Origin of the sequence: Mesobacillus jeotgali, from assembly GCF_014856545.2 — a bacterium.
Taxonomy (GTDB): domain Bacteria; phylum Bacillota; class Bacilli; order Bacillales; family Cytobacillaceae; genus Mesobacillus.
In genome coordinates this window covers 4,711,678-4,727,833 of record NZ_CP109811.1, presented here as the reverse complement: position 1 = coordinate 4,727,833, position 16,156 = coordinate 4,711,678, and the positions used below count along the sequence as shown (strand labels likewise).

15 protein-coding genes and 1 pseudogene are annotated in these 16,156 nt (G+C 45.9%); 6 read left to right on the top strand and 10 right to left on the bottom strand.

Translation table 11 applies throughout. The features are described 5' to 3' along the window. The first annotated feature begins 114 nt into the window (after positions 1–114). Positions 115–783, top strand: coding sequence for a beta-phosphoglucomutase (pgmB, locus tag FOF60_RS23845; protein ID WP_192471988.1), 669 nt, complete (start codon positions 115–117; stop codon positions 781–783). Positions 784–1,012: 229 nt separating this feature from the next. Here pgmB and FOF60_RS23840 read toward each other — a convergent pair whose 3' ends face one another. Then, positions 1,013–2,074, bottom strand: coding sequence for a hypothetical protein (locus FOF60_RS23840; protein WP_192471987.1), 1,062 nt, complete (start codon positions 2,072–2,074; stop codon positions 1,013–1,015). 197 nt (positions 2,075–2,271) lie between these two features. Here FOF60_RS23840 and FOF60_RS23835 point away from each other — a divergent pair, with 197 nt between their 5' ends. Then, entirely contained in the window at positions 2,272–3,171 is a 900-nt protein-coding gene (locus FOF60_RS23835) for an NAD(P)/FAD-dependent oxidoreductase (protein ID WP_192471986.1), read from the top strand. A 171-nt stretch (positions 3,172–3,342) separates the two neighbouring features. Here the strand turns inward: FOF60_RS23835 and FOF60_RS23830 are convergent, their stop codons facing one another. After that, positions 3,343–4,878 carry an FAD-dependent oxidoreductase gene (locus FOF60_RS23830; protein ID WP_192471985.1) on the bottom strand — a complete coding sequence of 512 codons (1,536 nt, stop codon included), beginning with the start codon at positions 4,876–4,878 and terminating at the stop codon, positions 3,343–3,345. 178 nt (positions 4,879–5,056) lie between these two features. Here FOF60_RS23830 and FOF60_RS23825 point away from each other — a divergent pair, with 178 nt between their 5' ends. Both FOF60_RS23825 and ybaK read left to right on the top strand, forming a co-directional pair. Beyond that, complete coding sequence (locus FOF60_RS23825; RefSeq protein ID WP_192471984.1) at positions 5,057–6,397, top strand: UDP-glucose dehydrogenase family protein; 1,341 nt, start codon at positions 5,057–5,059, stop codon at positions 6,395–6,397. Positions 6,398–6,478: 81 nt separating this feature from the next. Continuing rightward, a complete protein-coding gene (gene ybaK / locus FOF60_RS23820) occupies positions 6,479–6,967 on the top strand; it encodes a Cys-tRNA(Pro) deacylase (protein ID WP_192471983.1) in 489 nt (162 codons plus the stop codon). A 328-nt stretch (positions 6,968–7,295) separates the two neighbouring features. Here the strand turns inward: ybaK and FOF60_RS23815 are convergent, their stop codons facing one another. The 8 genes and pseudogenes from FOF60_RS23815 to FOF60_RS23780 form a co-directional block, all read right to left on the bottom strand. Continuing rightward, on the bottom strand, positions 7,296–8,039 hold the full coding sequence (locus FOF60_RS23815; RefSeq protein WP_192471982.1) for a hypothetical protein: 744 nt from the start codon (positions 8,037–8,039) through the stop codon (positions 7,296–7,298). Positions 8,040–8,045: 6 nt separating this feature from the next. After that, entirely contained in the window at positions 8,046–8,408 is a 363-nt protein-coding gene (locus FOF60_RS23810) for a FixH family protein (protein ID WP_192471981.1), read from the bottom strand. Continuing rightward, positions 8,405–9,076 carry an ABC transporter ATP-binding protein gene (locus FOF60_RS23805; RefSeq protein WP_192471980.1) on the bottom strand — a complete coding sequence of 224 codons (672 nt, stop codon included), beginning with the start codon at positions 9,074–9,076 and terminating at the stop codon, positions 8,405–8,407. Before FOF60_RS23805 ends, FOF60_RS23810 begins: the two co-directional genes overlap by 4 nt. Continuing rightward, the gene (locus FOF60_RS23800; RefSeq protein WP_192471979.1) at positions 9,073–9,870 is read right to left on the bottom strand and encodes an ABC transporter permease; all 798 of its coding nucleotides are present in this window, start codon (positions 9,868–9,870) and stop codon (positions 9,073–9,075) included. Before FOF60_RS23800 ends, FOF60_RS23805 begins: the two co-directional genes overlap by 4 nt. Then, positions 9,867–11,180 carry a nitrous oxide reductase family maturation protein NosD gene (gene nosD / locus FOF60_RS23795; RefSeq protein WP_192471978.1) on the bottom strand — a complete coding sequence of 438 codons (1,314 nt, stop codon included), beginning with the start codon at positions 11,178–11,180 and terminating at the stop codon, positions 9,867–9,869. Before nosD ends, FOF60_RS23800 begins: the two co-directional genes overlap by 4 nt. After that, a complete protein-coding gene (locus FOF60_RS23790; RefSeq protein ID WP_192471977.1) occupies positions 11,177–11,740 on the bottom strand; it encodes a hypothetical protein in 564 nt (187 codons plus the stop codon). Before FOF60_RS23790 ends, nosD begins: the two co-directional genes overlap by 4 nt. 135 nt (positions 11,741–11,875) lie before the next feature. Continuing rightward, positions 11,876–13,746: pseudogene (gene nosZ, locus FOF60_RS23785) on the bottom strand (Sec-dependent nitrous-oxide reductase). A gap of 21 nt (positions 13,747–13,767) precedes the next feature. Further along, the gene (locus FOF60_RS23780; RefSeq protein ID WP_192471976.1) at positions 13,768–14,214 is read right to left on the bottom strand and encodes a c-type cytochrome; all 447 of its coding nucleotides are present in this window, start codon (positions 14,212–14,214) and stop codon (positions 13,768–13,770) included. A gap of 347 nt (positions 14,215–14,561) precedes the next feature. Here FOF60_RS23780 and FOF60_RS23775 point away from each other — a divergent pair, with 347 nt between their 5' ends. Together FOF60_RS23775 and FOF60_RS23770 are read left to right on the top strand one after the other, a co-directional pair. After that, complete coding sequence (locus FOF60_RS23775; protein ID WP_192471975.1) at positions 14,562–15,659, top strand: PRK06851 family protein; 1,098 nt, start codon at positions 14,562–14,564, stop codon at positions 15,657–15,659. 53 nt (positions 15,660–15,712) lie between these two features. After that, positions 15,713–16,120: a hypothetical protein gene (locus FOF60_RS23770; protein WP_192471974.1), complete on the top strand. Its 408-nt coding sequence runs from the start codon at positions 15,713–15,715 to the stop codon at positions 16,118–16,120. The last annotated feature ends 36 nt before the right edge of the window (positions 16,121–16,156 follow it).

Here is a 16,156-nt window from a genome sequence, read left to right as displayed (position 1 = left end):
TAAGAAACAGGTTTTAATGGACATTTTAGAGTGTTAATGGAATCAAAATGTCTAAAAATCACCGCAAAAATGTGTATCGTGAAGATGAGAAAGAATCGTGAAAGGAGTTTGATCATGACTAGACTACTAAAAGCTTTCATTTTCGACCTTGATGGGGTCATTACGGATACTGCGGAATACCACTTTTTAGCGTGGAAGGCGCTGGCTGAGGATTTGGGCATAACTTTTACCCGCGAAGATAACGAGGAGCTGAAGGGTGTATCCCGGATGGATTCCCTCGAAAAAATTCTTGAGCTTGGCGGCCGTTCCGGGGATTTTTCAGCTCAGGAAAAAGAATCACTAGCTGAGAAGAAGAATGAGCATTACCTGACTTTGATCCAGAATATCACTCCTGAGGACCTGCTGCCGGCTATCAAGGTATTGATCTCGGATATCAAGGCAAAAGGTCTTAAGCTGGGCCTTGCGTCAGCAAGCAAAAATGCGTTCACCGTGATGGAGTCGCTTGGAATGAAATCCGAGTTTGATATCATTGTTGACGCGAAAACAGTCGTGAACGGCAAGCCGCATCCTGAAGTATTCCTTCGCGCTGCAGAAATGCTTGGTGTTGAGCCAGAAGCATGTATCGGTGTCGAGGATGCCGCAGCAGGGGTAAAGGCGATCAAATCAGCCGGAATGTTCGCTGTTGCTGTCGGTCCAAAGGAAAGCTTCGAAAATGCCGATATCGTCTATGCGAGCACGGCTGAGCTTTCGTTGGAAAAAATCGTTGAAGTATATAATGGCTAATAGAGTATTGGAACCCAGTCGCTTTTGTGCGGCTGGGTTTTTACTTTTTTGGATAAATGAGAGAATATATCACCTGAGTGAGAGATTACAGGCATACATGGGGAGAATAACATGTTTCACCGAGAGAATATTGATTTTAACTAAGAGATTATTGCTCTTTTTTGAGAGATTATCGTCTTTATCTGCAGATTATTAATATTGCTTGGGAAATGTAGCAATAAAAAAGCGATCACTCAGGGAGTGACCGCTGTAATTCATGGTAAAAAACATCTGAGTCGTCGACATTCAAGACGATTCGGTCCACTTTTCGCTTCAATCCATAGATGAGATGAACATCCTGCGGCTCATGCAGCAAGATTTCAAACATCGGCTTTTCCTGGATCAAATCTGGCACTCTGGCATCAAAAAGTCCTTTTTGCTCTTTCTTGCTGAATTTTTCCGGCCCTTCATAATGTTTGATTACCTTGATATTGCTTAAAGGCAGGTGCATCGAACTTGAAAAACCTGTCTGCAATAACAAATGGTCCGTTGTCAGCAGGTATGGGGTCAGGCGTGTGGCCTGAAGCTCGGCCAGCATGAACAGAATGCCGTATATGTTCAGGAACAGCAGGATATAGGAAACAACTGGATTCCAGCTGTGCAGGAAGTAATGCAGCCCTACCGATTCGATCGCGATGGCATGGATGATCATGATATAGACAGCATTCACACTTGTTTTTTTATGATAGGTAAAAGCAATGCCATGATCAATCTGAACTTTCTTTTTCCAAGAGAACAGAGCGTAATGAAACATAGAAAACTCGGTGACAAGGATTTTGGCCGCATTATGATCTGGCAGGCTTTTTTCTACAGCTTTCCGTATGTTGAAAAGAAAGAACGAATTCTTGCTGGCCAGGGTCTTATACTCTTTAAGCAATTTTGGCAGCCTTGTGATGGCGGTGTAGGCTATATAGAGCTCAAACAACAGGAATGCGCCTTCCGAAACCAGCAAGAGATAGGGAAGGAAGGGGTAATCTGATAGATGCTGCTGAGGGACAATGAAGTAGGCGGCAGCAAAGCCCGCTAAGATGACAATCCCCATATATTTCAGCGAATATCTTTTGCGAATGACCATGAAGTACGTCAGGAGAGGCAAAATGATCAACAGGTCCAGCAGGGAACCGATAACAGCACCCTCGGGTACTGGGCCGAACATCGATGTACGGTACAGAATGAAATTTGTTGATAGAATCAAAGAGGCTAAAACTACATAAAGCAGTAATCTTGATTTTTTCGCGATAGTATTTGTCATTATTATCCACCTCGTTTTCATTATACCTGATTTCATAGTGCTAAAGTAGTAATTTAGGGGCGTTCGACAAAACAAGTGTTTATAGGAAAATTGAGAAAATTAGTTGTAGATTTTCAAGTAGAAATAAACCGGATTACACCCCCGTTAAAAAGGGAAACATGCTATTATGATACTTTTTAAGAAGGCGGTGGATCGGTATGTATGATTGCCTAATAGTTGGAGGCGGGATTGCCGGGCTCCAGGCGGCGATTCAGCTTGGAAGATATGATCATAATGTCATGGTTCTGGATGCAGGTGATGGCCGGTCGGCGATATGCCAGAGCTATCATAATATCCTTGGCTATCCGGATGGAGTAAGTGGACCGCATTTAAGAGAAATCGGCCGCAAGCAGGCTGAGCAATATGGTGTGGAATTCGTGATTGGCAAGGCTGAAAGTGCCGAAAAGATGGAGAATGGATTCGAAGTCAAGGCAGAGAGCGGCGACACATACAAGGCGAAGACTATGCTGTTGGCTACTGGCGTCATGGATCGGATTCCCCCATTTCCTGAGCTGATGCCGACGCTTGGAATCAGTGTGTATATTTGTCCGGATTGCGACGGCCATGAAGTGAAGGACAAGTCCACTATCGTGATGGGGTCGGGTAATCCTGGTGCGAATATGGCACTGACCCTGAATTATTTCACGGATAAACTAACCTATGTAAATCACGAAAACAAAGAAGTGGATGAGAAAAAAATGGCAGCATTGAAGGAAAAAGGCATTAAGTATGTGGAAGGGCCGATTGAAAAAGTGCTGGCGGACGGTCCTGACTTCAGGGGAGTTGCGCTTGCAAACGGTGAGGAGCTGACTTCAGAACGCGGCTTCATGGCCTTTGGCGGCAATGAAGTGAAATCGCAGCTCGCACAACAGCTCGGAGTCGAACTTCATAAAAACAAGCATGTATTAGTGGATCCGCGGACCAAAATGACCAACGTCGAGAACGTCTGGGCTGCAGGTGACGTAGTCGCTCATTCGGAACAGACAACGATTGCAATGGGAGACGGCATGCAGGCAAGCATTTGGATTCATAAGACACTTTTAGCGGATAAGGGATAGTGATTAGTGTTGTGCTTATTTCCTGTTTAGCTGGGTCTATAACGAAGTAATCTCGGTTGGGAGGGCGATATATTCCATGTTGGGAGCAAGATAATCCCAGTTGTAAACAACTCAATAAATTCATTTTGGGCATAATGAAAGCCGCCACTCAAATATGAGTGGCGGCTTCGTTTATTCAAAATCAACTTTTTTCAGCGGCAGTTCGGCTGGACCTTCAAGGACATCTCCTTTATAGGAGAATCTGGAGCCATGGCATGGGCAATCCCATGTACGTTCGCCGTTATTCCACTCGAGCTCGCAGCCCATATGGGTACATGTTGTATCGACGACGTGCAGCTGGCCGTTTTCATCGCGATAGGCGCCGGCGCGCTTCCCGTTTACTGTCACGGATGCGCCCTCATCATTTTCAAGTGATGTCGCCTGGGTTGATGGGCGTTCCAGCTTTCCTTTCACAAGGGTTTTCGCAATGTGTGCATTAGTTGAAATGATTTTGCGCAGTTCAGGATCTGCCTTGAAACGCTGCGGATCAAATACCTCTTTATAAGGGTTATCCTTCTTCAGGATCTGGTCGCTTAACATGATGGCGGCATTGATGCCATTGGACATTCCCCACTTGCGATAGCCGGTTGCTACATAGATATTGTCTGTCGCTGTTGAGTACTGGCCGACAAATGGAATCTTATCGAAAGGAACAGGATCCTGCGCAGACCATCTGAACGGGATTTCCTTTACGCCAAATGTCTGCTGGGCGAATGCCTCGAGTGCTTCATAGTATTGGTGCGTATTCGTTTTATGGCCGACTTTATGGCTGTCACCGCCAAACAAGACGATTTTTTCACCGTTCCAATCAGTATAACGGAGCGAGCGGGTAGGCTGCTCGGCATTGATGAACATTCCGCCCGGAAATTCCTTCTCGGTTTTTACCGCAAGCACATAGGATCTTTCGGGAGTCATTCTTGAAAAATAGAACCCTTTTAAATCATAGAAAGGATAATGCGTGCTGACGATCATTTGCTTGCAGCGCACCTTATGGCCATCGCGGGTTGTAACGACAGGCTCAGAGCCTTCCTCCATATCCACAGCAGTTGTATTCTCGAAGAGTTGGCCTCCCATTTCTGTAAAACGTTCAACAAGATGCTTTAAAAACTTAAGCGGATGGAACTGCGCCTGGCTGCGCATCACAATTCCTGCTTTTGCTTCCACAGGCAGTGGAACCTCAGATACATACTCACTGCCGTCTACACCAAGCTTTTCATATGCCTTGAACTCTTTTAACAGCTTCTCCATTTCCTTTTCGGAATTCGTATAGATGTAGGCATCCTCAACAGATAAATCACAGTCGATTTGCTGCTCTTTTACAATGTTTTTGACAAATTGCATCGCATCATAGTTGGCCTGGTAATAAAGACGTGCCTTTTCCTCCCCATGATGGCTGATCAGCTCATCATAAATGACACCATGTTGGGCGGTCACTTTAGCGGTTGTATGGCCGGTGGTGCCGTTCAATATAGAGCCAGCTTCAATGACGGCAACCTTGACCCCAGCCTTGGCAAGCAAATAGGCAGAGGTCAATCCGGTAATCCCGCCGCCAATGACAGCGACATCGACCTTCAAATCCTCCTGCAGCTTTGGAGATGTTGGCAGCTCGGCGGTTTTTCGCCAGTAGGGTTCAGGAAAACGTGGCAGCTTTGAAGTATAATCGTTCATCAACAATCCTCCTTAAAATTCTTCATAATAACTAATTTTTCCTTGTTTAGTGAAAATCATGCTATTTTTCCTTTACCCGTTAATAATCCGGATGAACAAGTTTTTGCCAAATAGAGCGAATTGAAGAAGGAAGGAACCGCAACGTGATAAAATAAGAGCAACAGAATGGAGGGCCAATATGGAAATCACAGTTGTCGGGACAGGCTATGTTGGCCTTGTCACCGGAGTTTGTTTTGCTGAAATAGGATACAGTGTAACTTGTTTTGATATAGATGAAAGTAAAATTGCTGCCCTTTCTGAAGGGAGATGCCCAATTTATGAGCCTGGCCTTGAAGAGATGCTCAAAAGGAATCTAAAAGAAGGCCGCATTCGTTTTACATTCGATGCGAAATTGGCCTATAAGAATAAGGATTACCTTTTTATCGCTGTCGGGACGCCTGGAAATGAGGACGGGTCGGCGAACCTTGAATACCTGGAGGCAGCGGTTGATCAAATTGGCTTGAATTTAAACAGAGATGCAGTCATAGTCATTAAAAGCACCGTGCCGGTAGGGACAAATGAGAGGGTTTATAAGAAGCTTCAAGAGAACATTCCGGACAAGATCCAGGTGAAAGTCGTTTCAAACCCTGAGTTCCTGCGTGAAGGCTCGGGGATTCTTGATACATTCCATGCAGACCGGATTGTCGTCGGGTCAGACGATCATGAGGCGGGCCGTGCGGTCTCTGGCTTATATAAACCTTTTGGACGGCCTATTTTGCAGACAGATATCCGCAGTGCAGAGCTCATTAAGTATGCTTCCAATGCATTTCTCGCTACAAAGATCAGTTTCATCAATGAGGTGGCCAACCTTTGTGAGCACACAGGCGCAAATATTGAAGATGTCGCAAAAGGAATGGGCATGGACGAACGGATCGGCAGCCAATTTTTAAAAGCGGGGATTGGCTATGGCGGTTCATGCTTCCCAAAGGATACAAAGGCACTTGAAAAGCTGACAGATTACTATAATTATGATTTTAAAATCCTCCGGTCCGTAATCGAGGTGAACAGCAGGCAAAAGCAGCAGCTGTTTTATAAAGCCTGCGAACTGCTTGGAAATCTTCAGGGAAAAAGGGTGGCTGTTCTTGGCCTCGCGTTCAAGCCGCATACTGATGACATTCGCGAGGCGCCAGCGGTTGAGCTGATTGTCCGTCTGCTGGAAGCTCAGGCTGACATCTCTGTCTATGACCCGGTTGCTTACGGCAATGTCGCAGACCTTTTTGGCAGCAGGCTTTACTATGCAGAGACAGTGGATGGTGCAATTAAAGGGGCTGATGTGGTCTTCATCATGACCGAGTGGCCGCAAATCGCCCAATATGATTTAGAGCGTTTCCCACTATTCATGCGTGAGCCGGTTATTTTTGACGGAAGGAACTGCTATGACCTGGCCGAGGCGGAGTCAGCTGGTTTAACGTATGTTTCCGTTGGCAGGAAGGCGGTTAATGTGAATAGGAATCTGGAAAACTCCGGACTTCAGAGCTAAGCCTGAAGAGAACGTGATTGAATCGGTCACCTTCTCTAAGGTAAAATTATCCTAAATACCTTCAATCAAGGAGGAACCAGGATGGCTAAGGTCAAAACGAATGCAATGCGGATTCTCGACACGCAGAAGGTGCCGTATGAGATTCTGACTTATGACTCGAAGGATGGCAAGATTGACGGTGTTGCTGTGGCCGGGAAAATTGGTCGCGAAGCTTCACAGGTCTACAAGACGCTTGTGGCAGTGGGGGCAAGCAAGGGTTTATACGTCTTCGTCATCCCTGTCGAAGCCGAGCTCGATCTGAAAAAGGCAGCGAAGGAAGCAGGCGAAAAGAAAGTGGAAATGCTCCCGGTCAAGGACATTCAGAAATTCACCGGCTATATCCGCGGCGGCTGTTCTCCAATCGGCATGAAGAAAAACTATCCTACGTTCTTGGATGAAAGCGCCCAGGAGTTGGATTCCATCATCGTCAGTGCAGGGAAGATCGGCTTCCAGGTCGAATTGGCGCCCGAGCAACTGATCCAGGCGACTGAAGGGAAGTATGCCGACCTGGTTACGGTGAAAAAAGGTTAACCATGCCGGATCAGGTGACGGTTCCGACAGGTTTGGGTGTGAGAGCCGAAAAGTTGTCAAGAAAACCTCGGAATCGTGACAGGTTTGGGGTGTGAAAGCCGAAAAGTTGTCAAGAAAATGCGGGAATCGTGACAGGTTTGGATGTGAAAGCCGAAAAGTTGTCAAGAAAACTCCAGAATCGTGACAGGTTTGGGTGCGAGAGCCGAAAAGCTGTCACTATAAGTCAGACAGCTTCTTGAAGAATAGCAAAATATTTGTGAGAAGGTCTATCTCTCCAATCCAAAAACAGCCTTAGCTATGAGCACAGGCTGTTTTCCATTTTACTGAACTATCTACGATCAGCTGCGTTGATTTTGATCTCCAAACTGGCGATTTGCGATTGATACAGGCCTTCATAGTTTTTGGCTGTGTCATAGGCGACTTCTTTTTCGGAAGCATCAGGCTTCTCTTTTAAGACATCGGCTTTTAAGGTGTCGTAAATCTGCAGTGTGAGCAGCTTTTCGGTGAAGTAGTTGTTCAGCCGGTTCTGGTACGCATCTGAAGGGAAGTCAGAGACAAGCTGTGATGCGGCTTCGTTCTGTGCGACTTTGGCTTGGAATTCTTTGACTGTCTTGCCCACCAAATCAGCTTCTGCGTCCAATCCTTTTTCCCTGGCAAGCAGATACATGGTATGCTGCTCCATCATTTTTGATAGATTCACGTTAAAATTATCATGATACTTTAGCTGTTCATCCCAGTAGGCGAGTTTTTCCTTCAGCTCTTCACCTTCAAGGTTCTTTTCATCTGCAGCGCGGTTCAGTTCGATATCGACCTTGTTCATCAGCTGGTAAAATTGCAGGTCCTCATACGAAAGCACCTTGCCATTAATGGTGACTACTTTATCATCTGCCCGAAAACCGTCCTTCGAGGATTCCTCTGCGTTCTGCTCACTTGGGCTGACCCCAGCCACAGATTCTTGTTTTTGCTCACTTGAACTAACATCAGCCACAGCGTCTTGTTTCTCCTGCTGGCAGCCTCCAAGAATCAAACCGGCAACAAGCAGCACGAACATCAGTAGTGTCTTAAGTTTCATGCCTGATCATTCCTTTTCCACTTCGAATGTAATCACATGTTCAAAAGCAGAGCCATCGCCTTCTCCTTCGATATTGGCAATCCATTCTCCGGCCATCGGCAATTCAACACTGGATTCATAAACACCATTTCCTTTATCCTCAAAATCAAGCTCAATGGTCCCATGGTCCATTTTGGCCATTTCAAGATAGGCAACGAAATCCAGTTTGGCAGCGGGCTCTCCATCCTGCAAAACCTCAATGACGACAGGATAGCTTTCGCCAGCCTTATATTTAGGGGCTTCCTTTAAATTAATTTCAAAATCTGAACCTGAGCTGCAGCCTGCAAGAAACAACATTAGGAACATAAAGACTGGAAGTAATTTTTTCATTTGTAATCCGCTCCTTTTAAGTGTTCATTCAGGAATTCATCAACGGTGTATTTTGTCATTTTGCCATCTTCCAGGAAAGCGACATGGCTACAGATTTGCTTGATTTCATCCATATGATGCGATGCCATAAATATCGTCTTTCCGGACAGGGATTTCAGTATTTGCAGGATTTCCTCGCGCCCAAGTGGATCCAGGCCGCTTGTCGGCTCATCGAGGATCAAGACATCTGTATCGTAATAAAGCATGACACAGAGCCCTAGGCGCTGGAGCATTCCTTTGGAATAGCCCTTCACCTGGTTATGCCGGTCCTCCCATAAAGAAACCATCTTCAGCTTTTCCTCGATCTTCTTTTCATCAATTTCACCGCTTCCGAGCGATGCGAAAAAGCGCATATTCTCTTCGCCAGTCAGATGAGGATAGAGGTGGAATTTTTCGGGGAGATAGGAAACAATTTTTTTCCAGTCTCCTTTCGAATTTGGAAATCCTCCCAGCATAATCGAGCCTTTTTTTACCGGCTGCAAACCGAGAATGGACCGGATCAGTGTCGACTTCCCGGCACCGTTCCTTCCAACAAGTGCACAGTATTCATTTTTCTCAATCGTTAAACTGATATCTTTCAAGACTTGCTTGTTTTTATAGGATTGTGAGAGATTCTTGATTTCAATCATGATTTTTCCCCCTTGCTGCGGAACAGGATCGAGAGCTCGAAGAAAAGGATCATCCAGAAGGCCAGGTCAATCAAGAGAAACTTCCACGGGGCCATCCAGATCATTTTTTCCATCAGTCGTGACATATTGTTCAGCGAGAATAATCCAAGAGATGTCTCCAGGAAAAAGCGCAATGTGTGCAATGGGTCCAGGAAGTAGAGCCACGAGAACAGTTTGACATTTTCATAGGATACAGAAGGTACGTACTGAATGAAAGCCAGGTCGATCAGGAAGACGAACAGGAACCATGTAAAAATGGTGGCGCCGATCAACTGCATCTTTGTATTGGCCATGTTTCCCAAAAACAGCCCGAGCTGGTTGAAAATCAGCAGCAGTACAACAACTGTTATGAGGAAATAAATGAAGCTGGTTAATTGGAATTGCAGAAACCATTTCATCGCGATGGCGAGAACAAAGTACCAGCCGACAAAGACGCCGATGACGACCGCCTGGATTGCGATGGATTTCTTTAGCAACAGGCTGCGGTTTGATTCTTTTTTCGTCAGCAGGATCATCGATGTCTTCAGCTCTTTTTCCTGGAAAATCGAGAACGAGGAAATGAAGAGAGCGAAGATTGGGACAAGGTATATATTCATGTCATATAGCGAGAGAAGAAAGGCGTCAAATCCGAGTTCATCTGGATATGAGCGTGCTTCCATCAACAGGAAGATGGAAGTCAGCATGACCATGACCAGGCCGAGCCAGAGGCCTTTCCCGCGTGACTGTTCAAGCCATTCCTTCCAAATGTAGTTCATGATAAACGACTCCTTCTCTTTTTGGTAAAAATCCATCCCGCAATCGCGATTGTCGGAATGAAAAGCAGCATCCATGGGGCGGATTCCTTTTCCTGCTCAATCAGCGGGGATTCATCGACGACCATCACTTTCTGGGTGCTTAAGACTTCATTGATTTTTTCATAGATTTTGATGGCCGGGCTTTTTAAAAATAAGTAAGCCAGTTCATTATCCTCTACTAGTTTGTAAAGGGATGATCTATATTCAACAGGAGAGTCGCCAATCTGGTTCTGGTCCAGGTCGAGGACCGAGAGCTCTGTGCCCCAGTAGTTGCCCATCCCGTTTAGATTCCATTGATTATAAGATTCAGCGCCAATCGTCAGGACATTGGCAATGTTTTGCTCGAAATAATTTTTCGTAAATACCTGGGAAGTGGACGTGGTCCATAGCTCCACACCGATGTCATTGTGGAAAAACTTGTTTCCCTCAATCCTGTTCTGCGTGGACTGCTCCAGGTAAATGCCGCGCTGGTTCAGGTAAAATTCATTATCCAGGATGGTGTTGCTGGTGCTGGTCTGGATGATGAGCCCGAATGAACGGGATCCCTGGTTAAAAGAAAATTGGTTTTCCTTCAACACGATGTTCTGGGAGTGCATGATTGCTGCACCGCCCGTGTTTTTATTGAAACGGTTTTTGTAAAAAGTATTATCGTTTGAGTACATATAGTGCAGGCCGTAGCGTGTTTCACTTACATAGTTATTGCGGATTTCATTTTTATCGGCGTATTCGACATAGATGCCGTCGCGTGTTTTGGAAATAGTGGAATCTTCAATAATGTTATTGGACGTGCGCACAAGCTGGATGCCATTTCCCTGGCTGCCTAGCTTTCCTGTGCCTTGCCCGGTGACTTCTACATTTTTTACAAGAGTGTGTTTTGAACTATTAATATAGAGGCCATGGTAAACATCGTGGATAACTAGATTAATAAACTGATTATGCTCTCCCATCGTGCGGATCCCCGAATATTCCTCGTCGGAGCTCCTGTTCAGGCTGCCGTGTTCAATCTTTAAGTTCTTTAACGTGACATTGGAGGCTTTGATCAGGACAACATTTCCTTTTCCGTCGCCGCGGATCGTTGTGTCATTTTTGCCGATAATCGTAATTGGTTTCGTAATCTCGATATTGCCATCGTATTGCTTATTCTCTAAAATCAGTTCACCGTTTATTGGAGTTTCATCAATCAACTGCTGCAGGGAGGCATCTGCCGAGACAGGCAGGGTGGATAAAATCCAGACGCCTATCCCAACAAATAAAATCAATAGCCTGTTCATTTGCGACGCTCCAGCCAGAATGGCAGAAGAGTAAGCAGGAAGGCTGCTCCAAGCAGGAAGGATCCTGTTGTGAAATAACTGTGTGTGACGAAGTTCGCAAGGATGTTCTCTCCAATAATCGGCGGAACAAATGGTTCAAGCTCGATTGGTGCCTTAGGGTCAAGCTCTGTACCAAATTTCTTGAGCCAGCGCTTCATATCGTAAATGCCAAGGGCACCTCCGACTACAAGCAGTCCGACCGGTACATATAGAAGGCTTTTTCTTCTTAATAAAGCGACTATGATAATGATTGCCGCAAGCCCCATGATCAGGCCAGGCAGATATTGCAGCTCAGGAAAGCTTTCATTGCTGAAGGGCGCCATGCCAATGTAGTGATTCAAGCCGTTAACAATATCGATGTCTCCGTCAAGCTTAGTCGGATAAACAATGATATCGAGCCCTTCCATATATTGCGGTGCGTAAAACTTCATCCCCCACCAGGGGAATTTGATAGAGGCAAAAATCAATGCTGCAGCCCCGATAAGACTAGCCATAGAACCAGCAGATAATTTCTTTGCCATCTGAATCATCTCCTAAAAGAAATCTGCAAGCGTCATTCTGAGCTGCTAAATTTCTAGACTTAAAACTTTTTAAAAAGGGAGAAAGGGTATCGGCTGAAAACTCAATACCCTTTTCCATATTCAGCCTCTGCCAGGTTACTTTGGTTCAACTAACAGGTAGCCGCTCATTTCCTGGTGGAGTGCTGAACAGAAGTTTGTGCAGTAAATTGGGAATGTACCAGCTTTTTCAGCGGTAAATTCAATTGTGCTTGTTTGGCCTGGCTGGACTTCGTAGTTCAGGTCGTGGTCCATAATGCCGAAGCCGTGGGTGATATCCTGGTCAAGGTCAATGTTTGTTAAGTGGATAACCACCTTGTCGCCCTGCTTAACCTTGATTTCATCTGGACGCTCTGCTTTTGCGTCAAAGACAAATTTGGAACGCATGGCGATACCATATACATGGACTTCATTGCCCTTGCGCTCGATCCTTGTGTCTTCCTGTTTCCAAACGGAGTGCTCGCGGTTTTCATCTTTCTCGTAAATCTTGATTGTCTTAATCTTGTCACGGTGGATCGTCTGCGCGTAGTGCGGTTCAGGATCGACCGGAGCCGTGTAAGTCAGGGACATTTTGTCGCCGGAAATATCGATCAGTTCCATGGATTCAGGGTGTGACGGTCCAACTGAAAGGAAATTGTCCTTCGCGATTTTGTTCAGAGATACAATCCATTTGCCATCCGGAGATGCAGTGTCACCCTCCGTTGCTGTTGAGTGCCCTGGTGAGTAGTGGACAGGAGTACGGTCAACAATTTCACCAGTGTCGATTTTCCACTTAACGATTTCAGAAGAAATGAACATTGTATTGTATGCATGGCCTTTGTCATCAAATTGAGTGTGAAGAGGTCCCAATGCTCCTGGAGGATCCACTTCACGCTCTACAACCTTGTCATAAGGCAAAATTGGAATACCGAACTTTTCCGTTTCAAAATCGCCAGACTTGATGGCTTCAAACGCTTTTTCGAATGAGAACACAGTCATCAACGGTGCCAGCTTACCAGACGCGATGAAGCGTGTTCCGTCCGGAGTGACGTCAACGCCGTGCGGTGATTTTGCAACTGGTACTGCGTAAATTGAACCCTTGTGTTTGCGAGGGTCGATCATTTTCGCGCCATTGACTTCTTCATACTCACCAGCTGACACTTTCTTCTCAAGCTCTTTCCAGTTCAGCAGGACGATGTAGTCACGGTCATTTTGTGATGCGTTGATTTCGTTGTTCGTTGTTGCGAATTCTGTGTTGTAAGTTGTCATGACAATCCAGTCGCCAGACATCTTCTTGCCAGCGTCGGAAAGGTCATAGGACCATGGCGGGAGCATGATTTGGTAAGCCATGTCGAGCTTCTTTTTTTCCTGGTCGAAAGTGACCATTGAAACGACGCCTTTATACTTCTCTTCAAACTCATCCAATGGAGCGTATTCTTTTCCAATCGGAACCGAGAAGCGGGTAGGCATGATGATATATTCTGTATTCTGAGTAACGAATGTACCTGCGTGCGGTCCGCCCATATTTGGCAATTCCATGATATCGGCTGTGTGGAATGTGCTTAAATCGACTACCCCAATGCGGTTGTTGGCGACATCATTTGCAAACACGAATTTGCCATCATATTCACCATCTGTCTCAGAAATGGCCGGGTGGTGGAAATCGCCCCAAGTATAGCCGCCAAGCATTTCCTTTGTTTTTGTGTCAAATCCATATCCAGTGGCGGATCCGGCGTGAATACTGGTACAGTACGGATCTTCCTCATGGAAGGTAGTCCGTATACAAATAGCTGGCCTGAATGGCCGCCTGATGAAAGCATGTAGTACTCGTCTAGCTCGCCATAAGGAACATAGACCTTTTCAGCATTTGACTTGTTTGCGGTGTCATTGCTTGCCGTTCCTTTAGGTCCTGTTGAAAAATCAGCAAAGAATACAGTTGCCGCCATGAAGCCGGCAAGCAGCCCGGAAGCTGCGGGAACCCATTTTTTCATTAACACTGCACCACCTTTGGTTTATTTTTCTGAAGCTTCCTTCAGAATTTCAACTACTTGATTTATTTCTTCCTCCGTCAGCGGGTTGCCGCCGATTACGCCGGACATGACTGCTGAAGTAGGTTCTTTAAGGAATTCATCGATCGCTTTGCCGTGCTTGCCCTCGACATTGGTGAAGGCACCGGAAAGATCTGGTCCGGTTGCTCCGCCTGTAAGGTTTAAGGCTTCTACAGAGTGGCATCCAAGGCAGCCTTTCGCTTGAAGGATGTTCTCCTCGCCAGCTGAAGTGGAAGTAGTTTCAGTCGACTCTTTTTCTTCCTTGGCCGGTTCTTCAGGTTTTGAAGACTCATTGACAGCCGTTACTTCTTTTTCCTGGCCGTCGTTTCCGGGAATGACATCGAAGGCTATATAACCAATTCCGAGTCCAAGAAGAGCACTGATGATGAAATGGATAATAGGTTTATTCACTTTTTTCCCCCCTTGATTTGTTTTCCAAGGTTCTTTTCGCAAACATGATGACAATAATGCAGGATAAATTCAGACGTGACTTCGAAAGGAACCTTTCACACTTACATCCTAACTTTTTGAAAAAAACAGAAGTGTGACCTACTGCACACTTCTTTGTGTTTATAGTGAATGATTTGTGAAAGCACTGTGATGGGATGTGAAGAACATCACTTGCCCGGGAAATAGTTTTCAAAATAGACAAATTTGGAGTGTGATCTGGGCAATCACCCAGAACAAATTCCCTGCATATAGTAAGGAGGAAGCGAAAAATTGCCGTTTATACGAACGGTTGGAGGGAGTGCGATTAAATGTCAGGAAAAATCCTGAACTATTTTGCCGGCGGCAACACGGCCCGCGGATTTTACAGCTTATATGATTCCAGCTTGCAGGGCTTGTCCCGGCTATTCATATTGAAGGGCGGACCAGGAACAGGAAAATCCTCGCTCATGAAAAAGATCGGCAATGAATGGCTTGAAAAAGGCTATGATGTTCAATTCCTGTATTGTTCATCAGACAATAAATCAATCGATGGTGTGCTGATTCCTGAATTGAATGCCGGAATCGTTGACGGGACGGCTCCTCATGTTATCGAACCGAAAGCTCCTGGAGCGGTAGAGGAGTACATCAATCTGGGTGAAGCGTGGAATTCCGCCAAGCTTCAGGAACATAAGGAGAAAATTCAGCAGCTTAGTGGGGAAATCAGTGAGGCATTTAATTCTGCTTACAGTCTTTTTGCCGAAGCACTGAGAATTCATGACGAATGGGAAAAAATCTACATTGAGAACATGGACTTCGATAAGGCGAATGAGCTGACAAACAGATTGATGAATCAATTCTTTGGAGACAGTACATCTTCAGAAGGAAGCGGCCGGGTGTACGACCGATTCCTCGGTGCTGCCACTCCGGCTGGCGCAGTCGACTTCGTTCCGAACCTGACTGAAACAGTGGGTAAAAGATACTTCATCAAAGGACGGCCAGGCTCTGGAAAGTCGACCATGCTGAAAAAGCTGGCAGCCGAGGCACAGTCACGCGGTTATGATGTTGAAGTCTATCATTGCGGATTTGATCCGCACAGCCTGGATATGGTTATTGTCCGCGAGTTAGACTTCGCGATTTTTGACAGCACCGCTCCGCATGAATATTTTCCGGAAAGAGAGACAGATGAAATCATTGATATGTATACAGAATTAATTACTCCTGGTACGGATGAAAAATATGAGGCGGAGATTAAGGATGTCGGCGGAAGGTATAAAGCGAAGATGAGTGAAGCGATCGCCTCACTGGCCCAGGCAAAAGAACTGCGTGACCAATTGGAGGCCATCTACATCGAAGCCATGGATTTTTCAAAGGTAGATAAAATCACCGGCCAGATTCAAAAAGAAATGGAAAGCCTGAGTGCCAATTAGCACCGAATTGGGCGTATTGCATACATTACAAGGAAGACTTTTAGAGAGGGGATATGAGTTTGTACTATAATAACTTCAACCCATATGCGCAGAATCAGCAATTTGAGGATGATTATGGCTTTAATAATGGCTTTTACCAGCAAGAAGACTTGAGGACGTTTGGCGGATTCCCTGGAGGTCCCGGCGGTGCACCAGGCGGAGGCCAGGCAGGAGGGCCGCCGACAACACCACCGCCAGCCTATGTCCCTCAAGAACAGATGACAGCCTTCGCAGTCGACCCAGGCGGAATCAGGAGATGCATGTATCGCTTTACGTATATCTGGCTGATCGATGGCAGAAGCTTCTGGTTCTACCCAATCTTCCTCGGCCGCAATTCCATTGCCGGATGGAGATGGAGCCGCCGCCGCGGATGGGTTTACTACGGCATGGATTTGAGACAGATCCGGTCATTCCAGTGCTAGAAAAAACAAATGGAGCCCCTGAAAATCAGGGGCTCC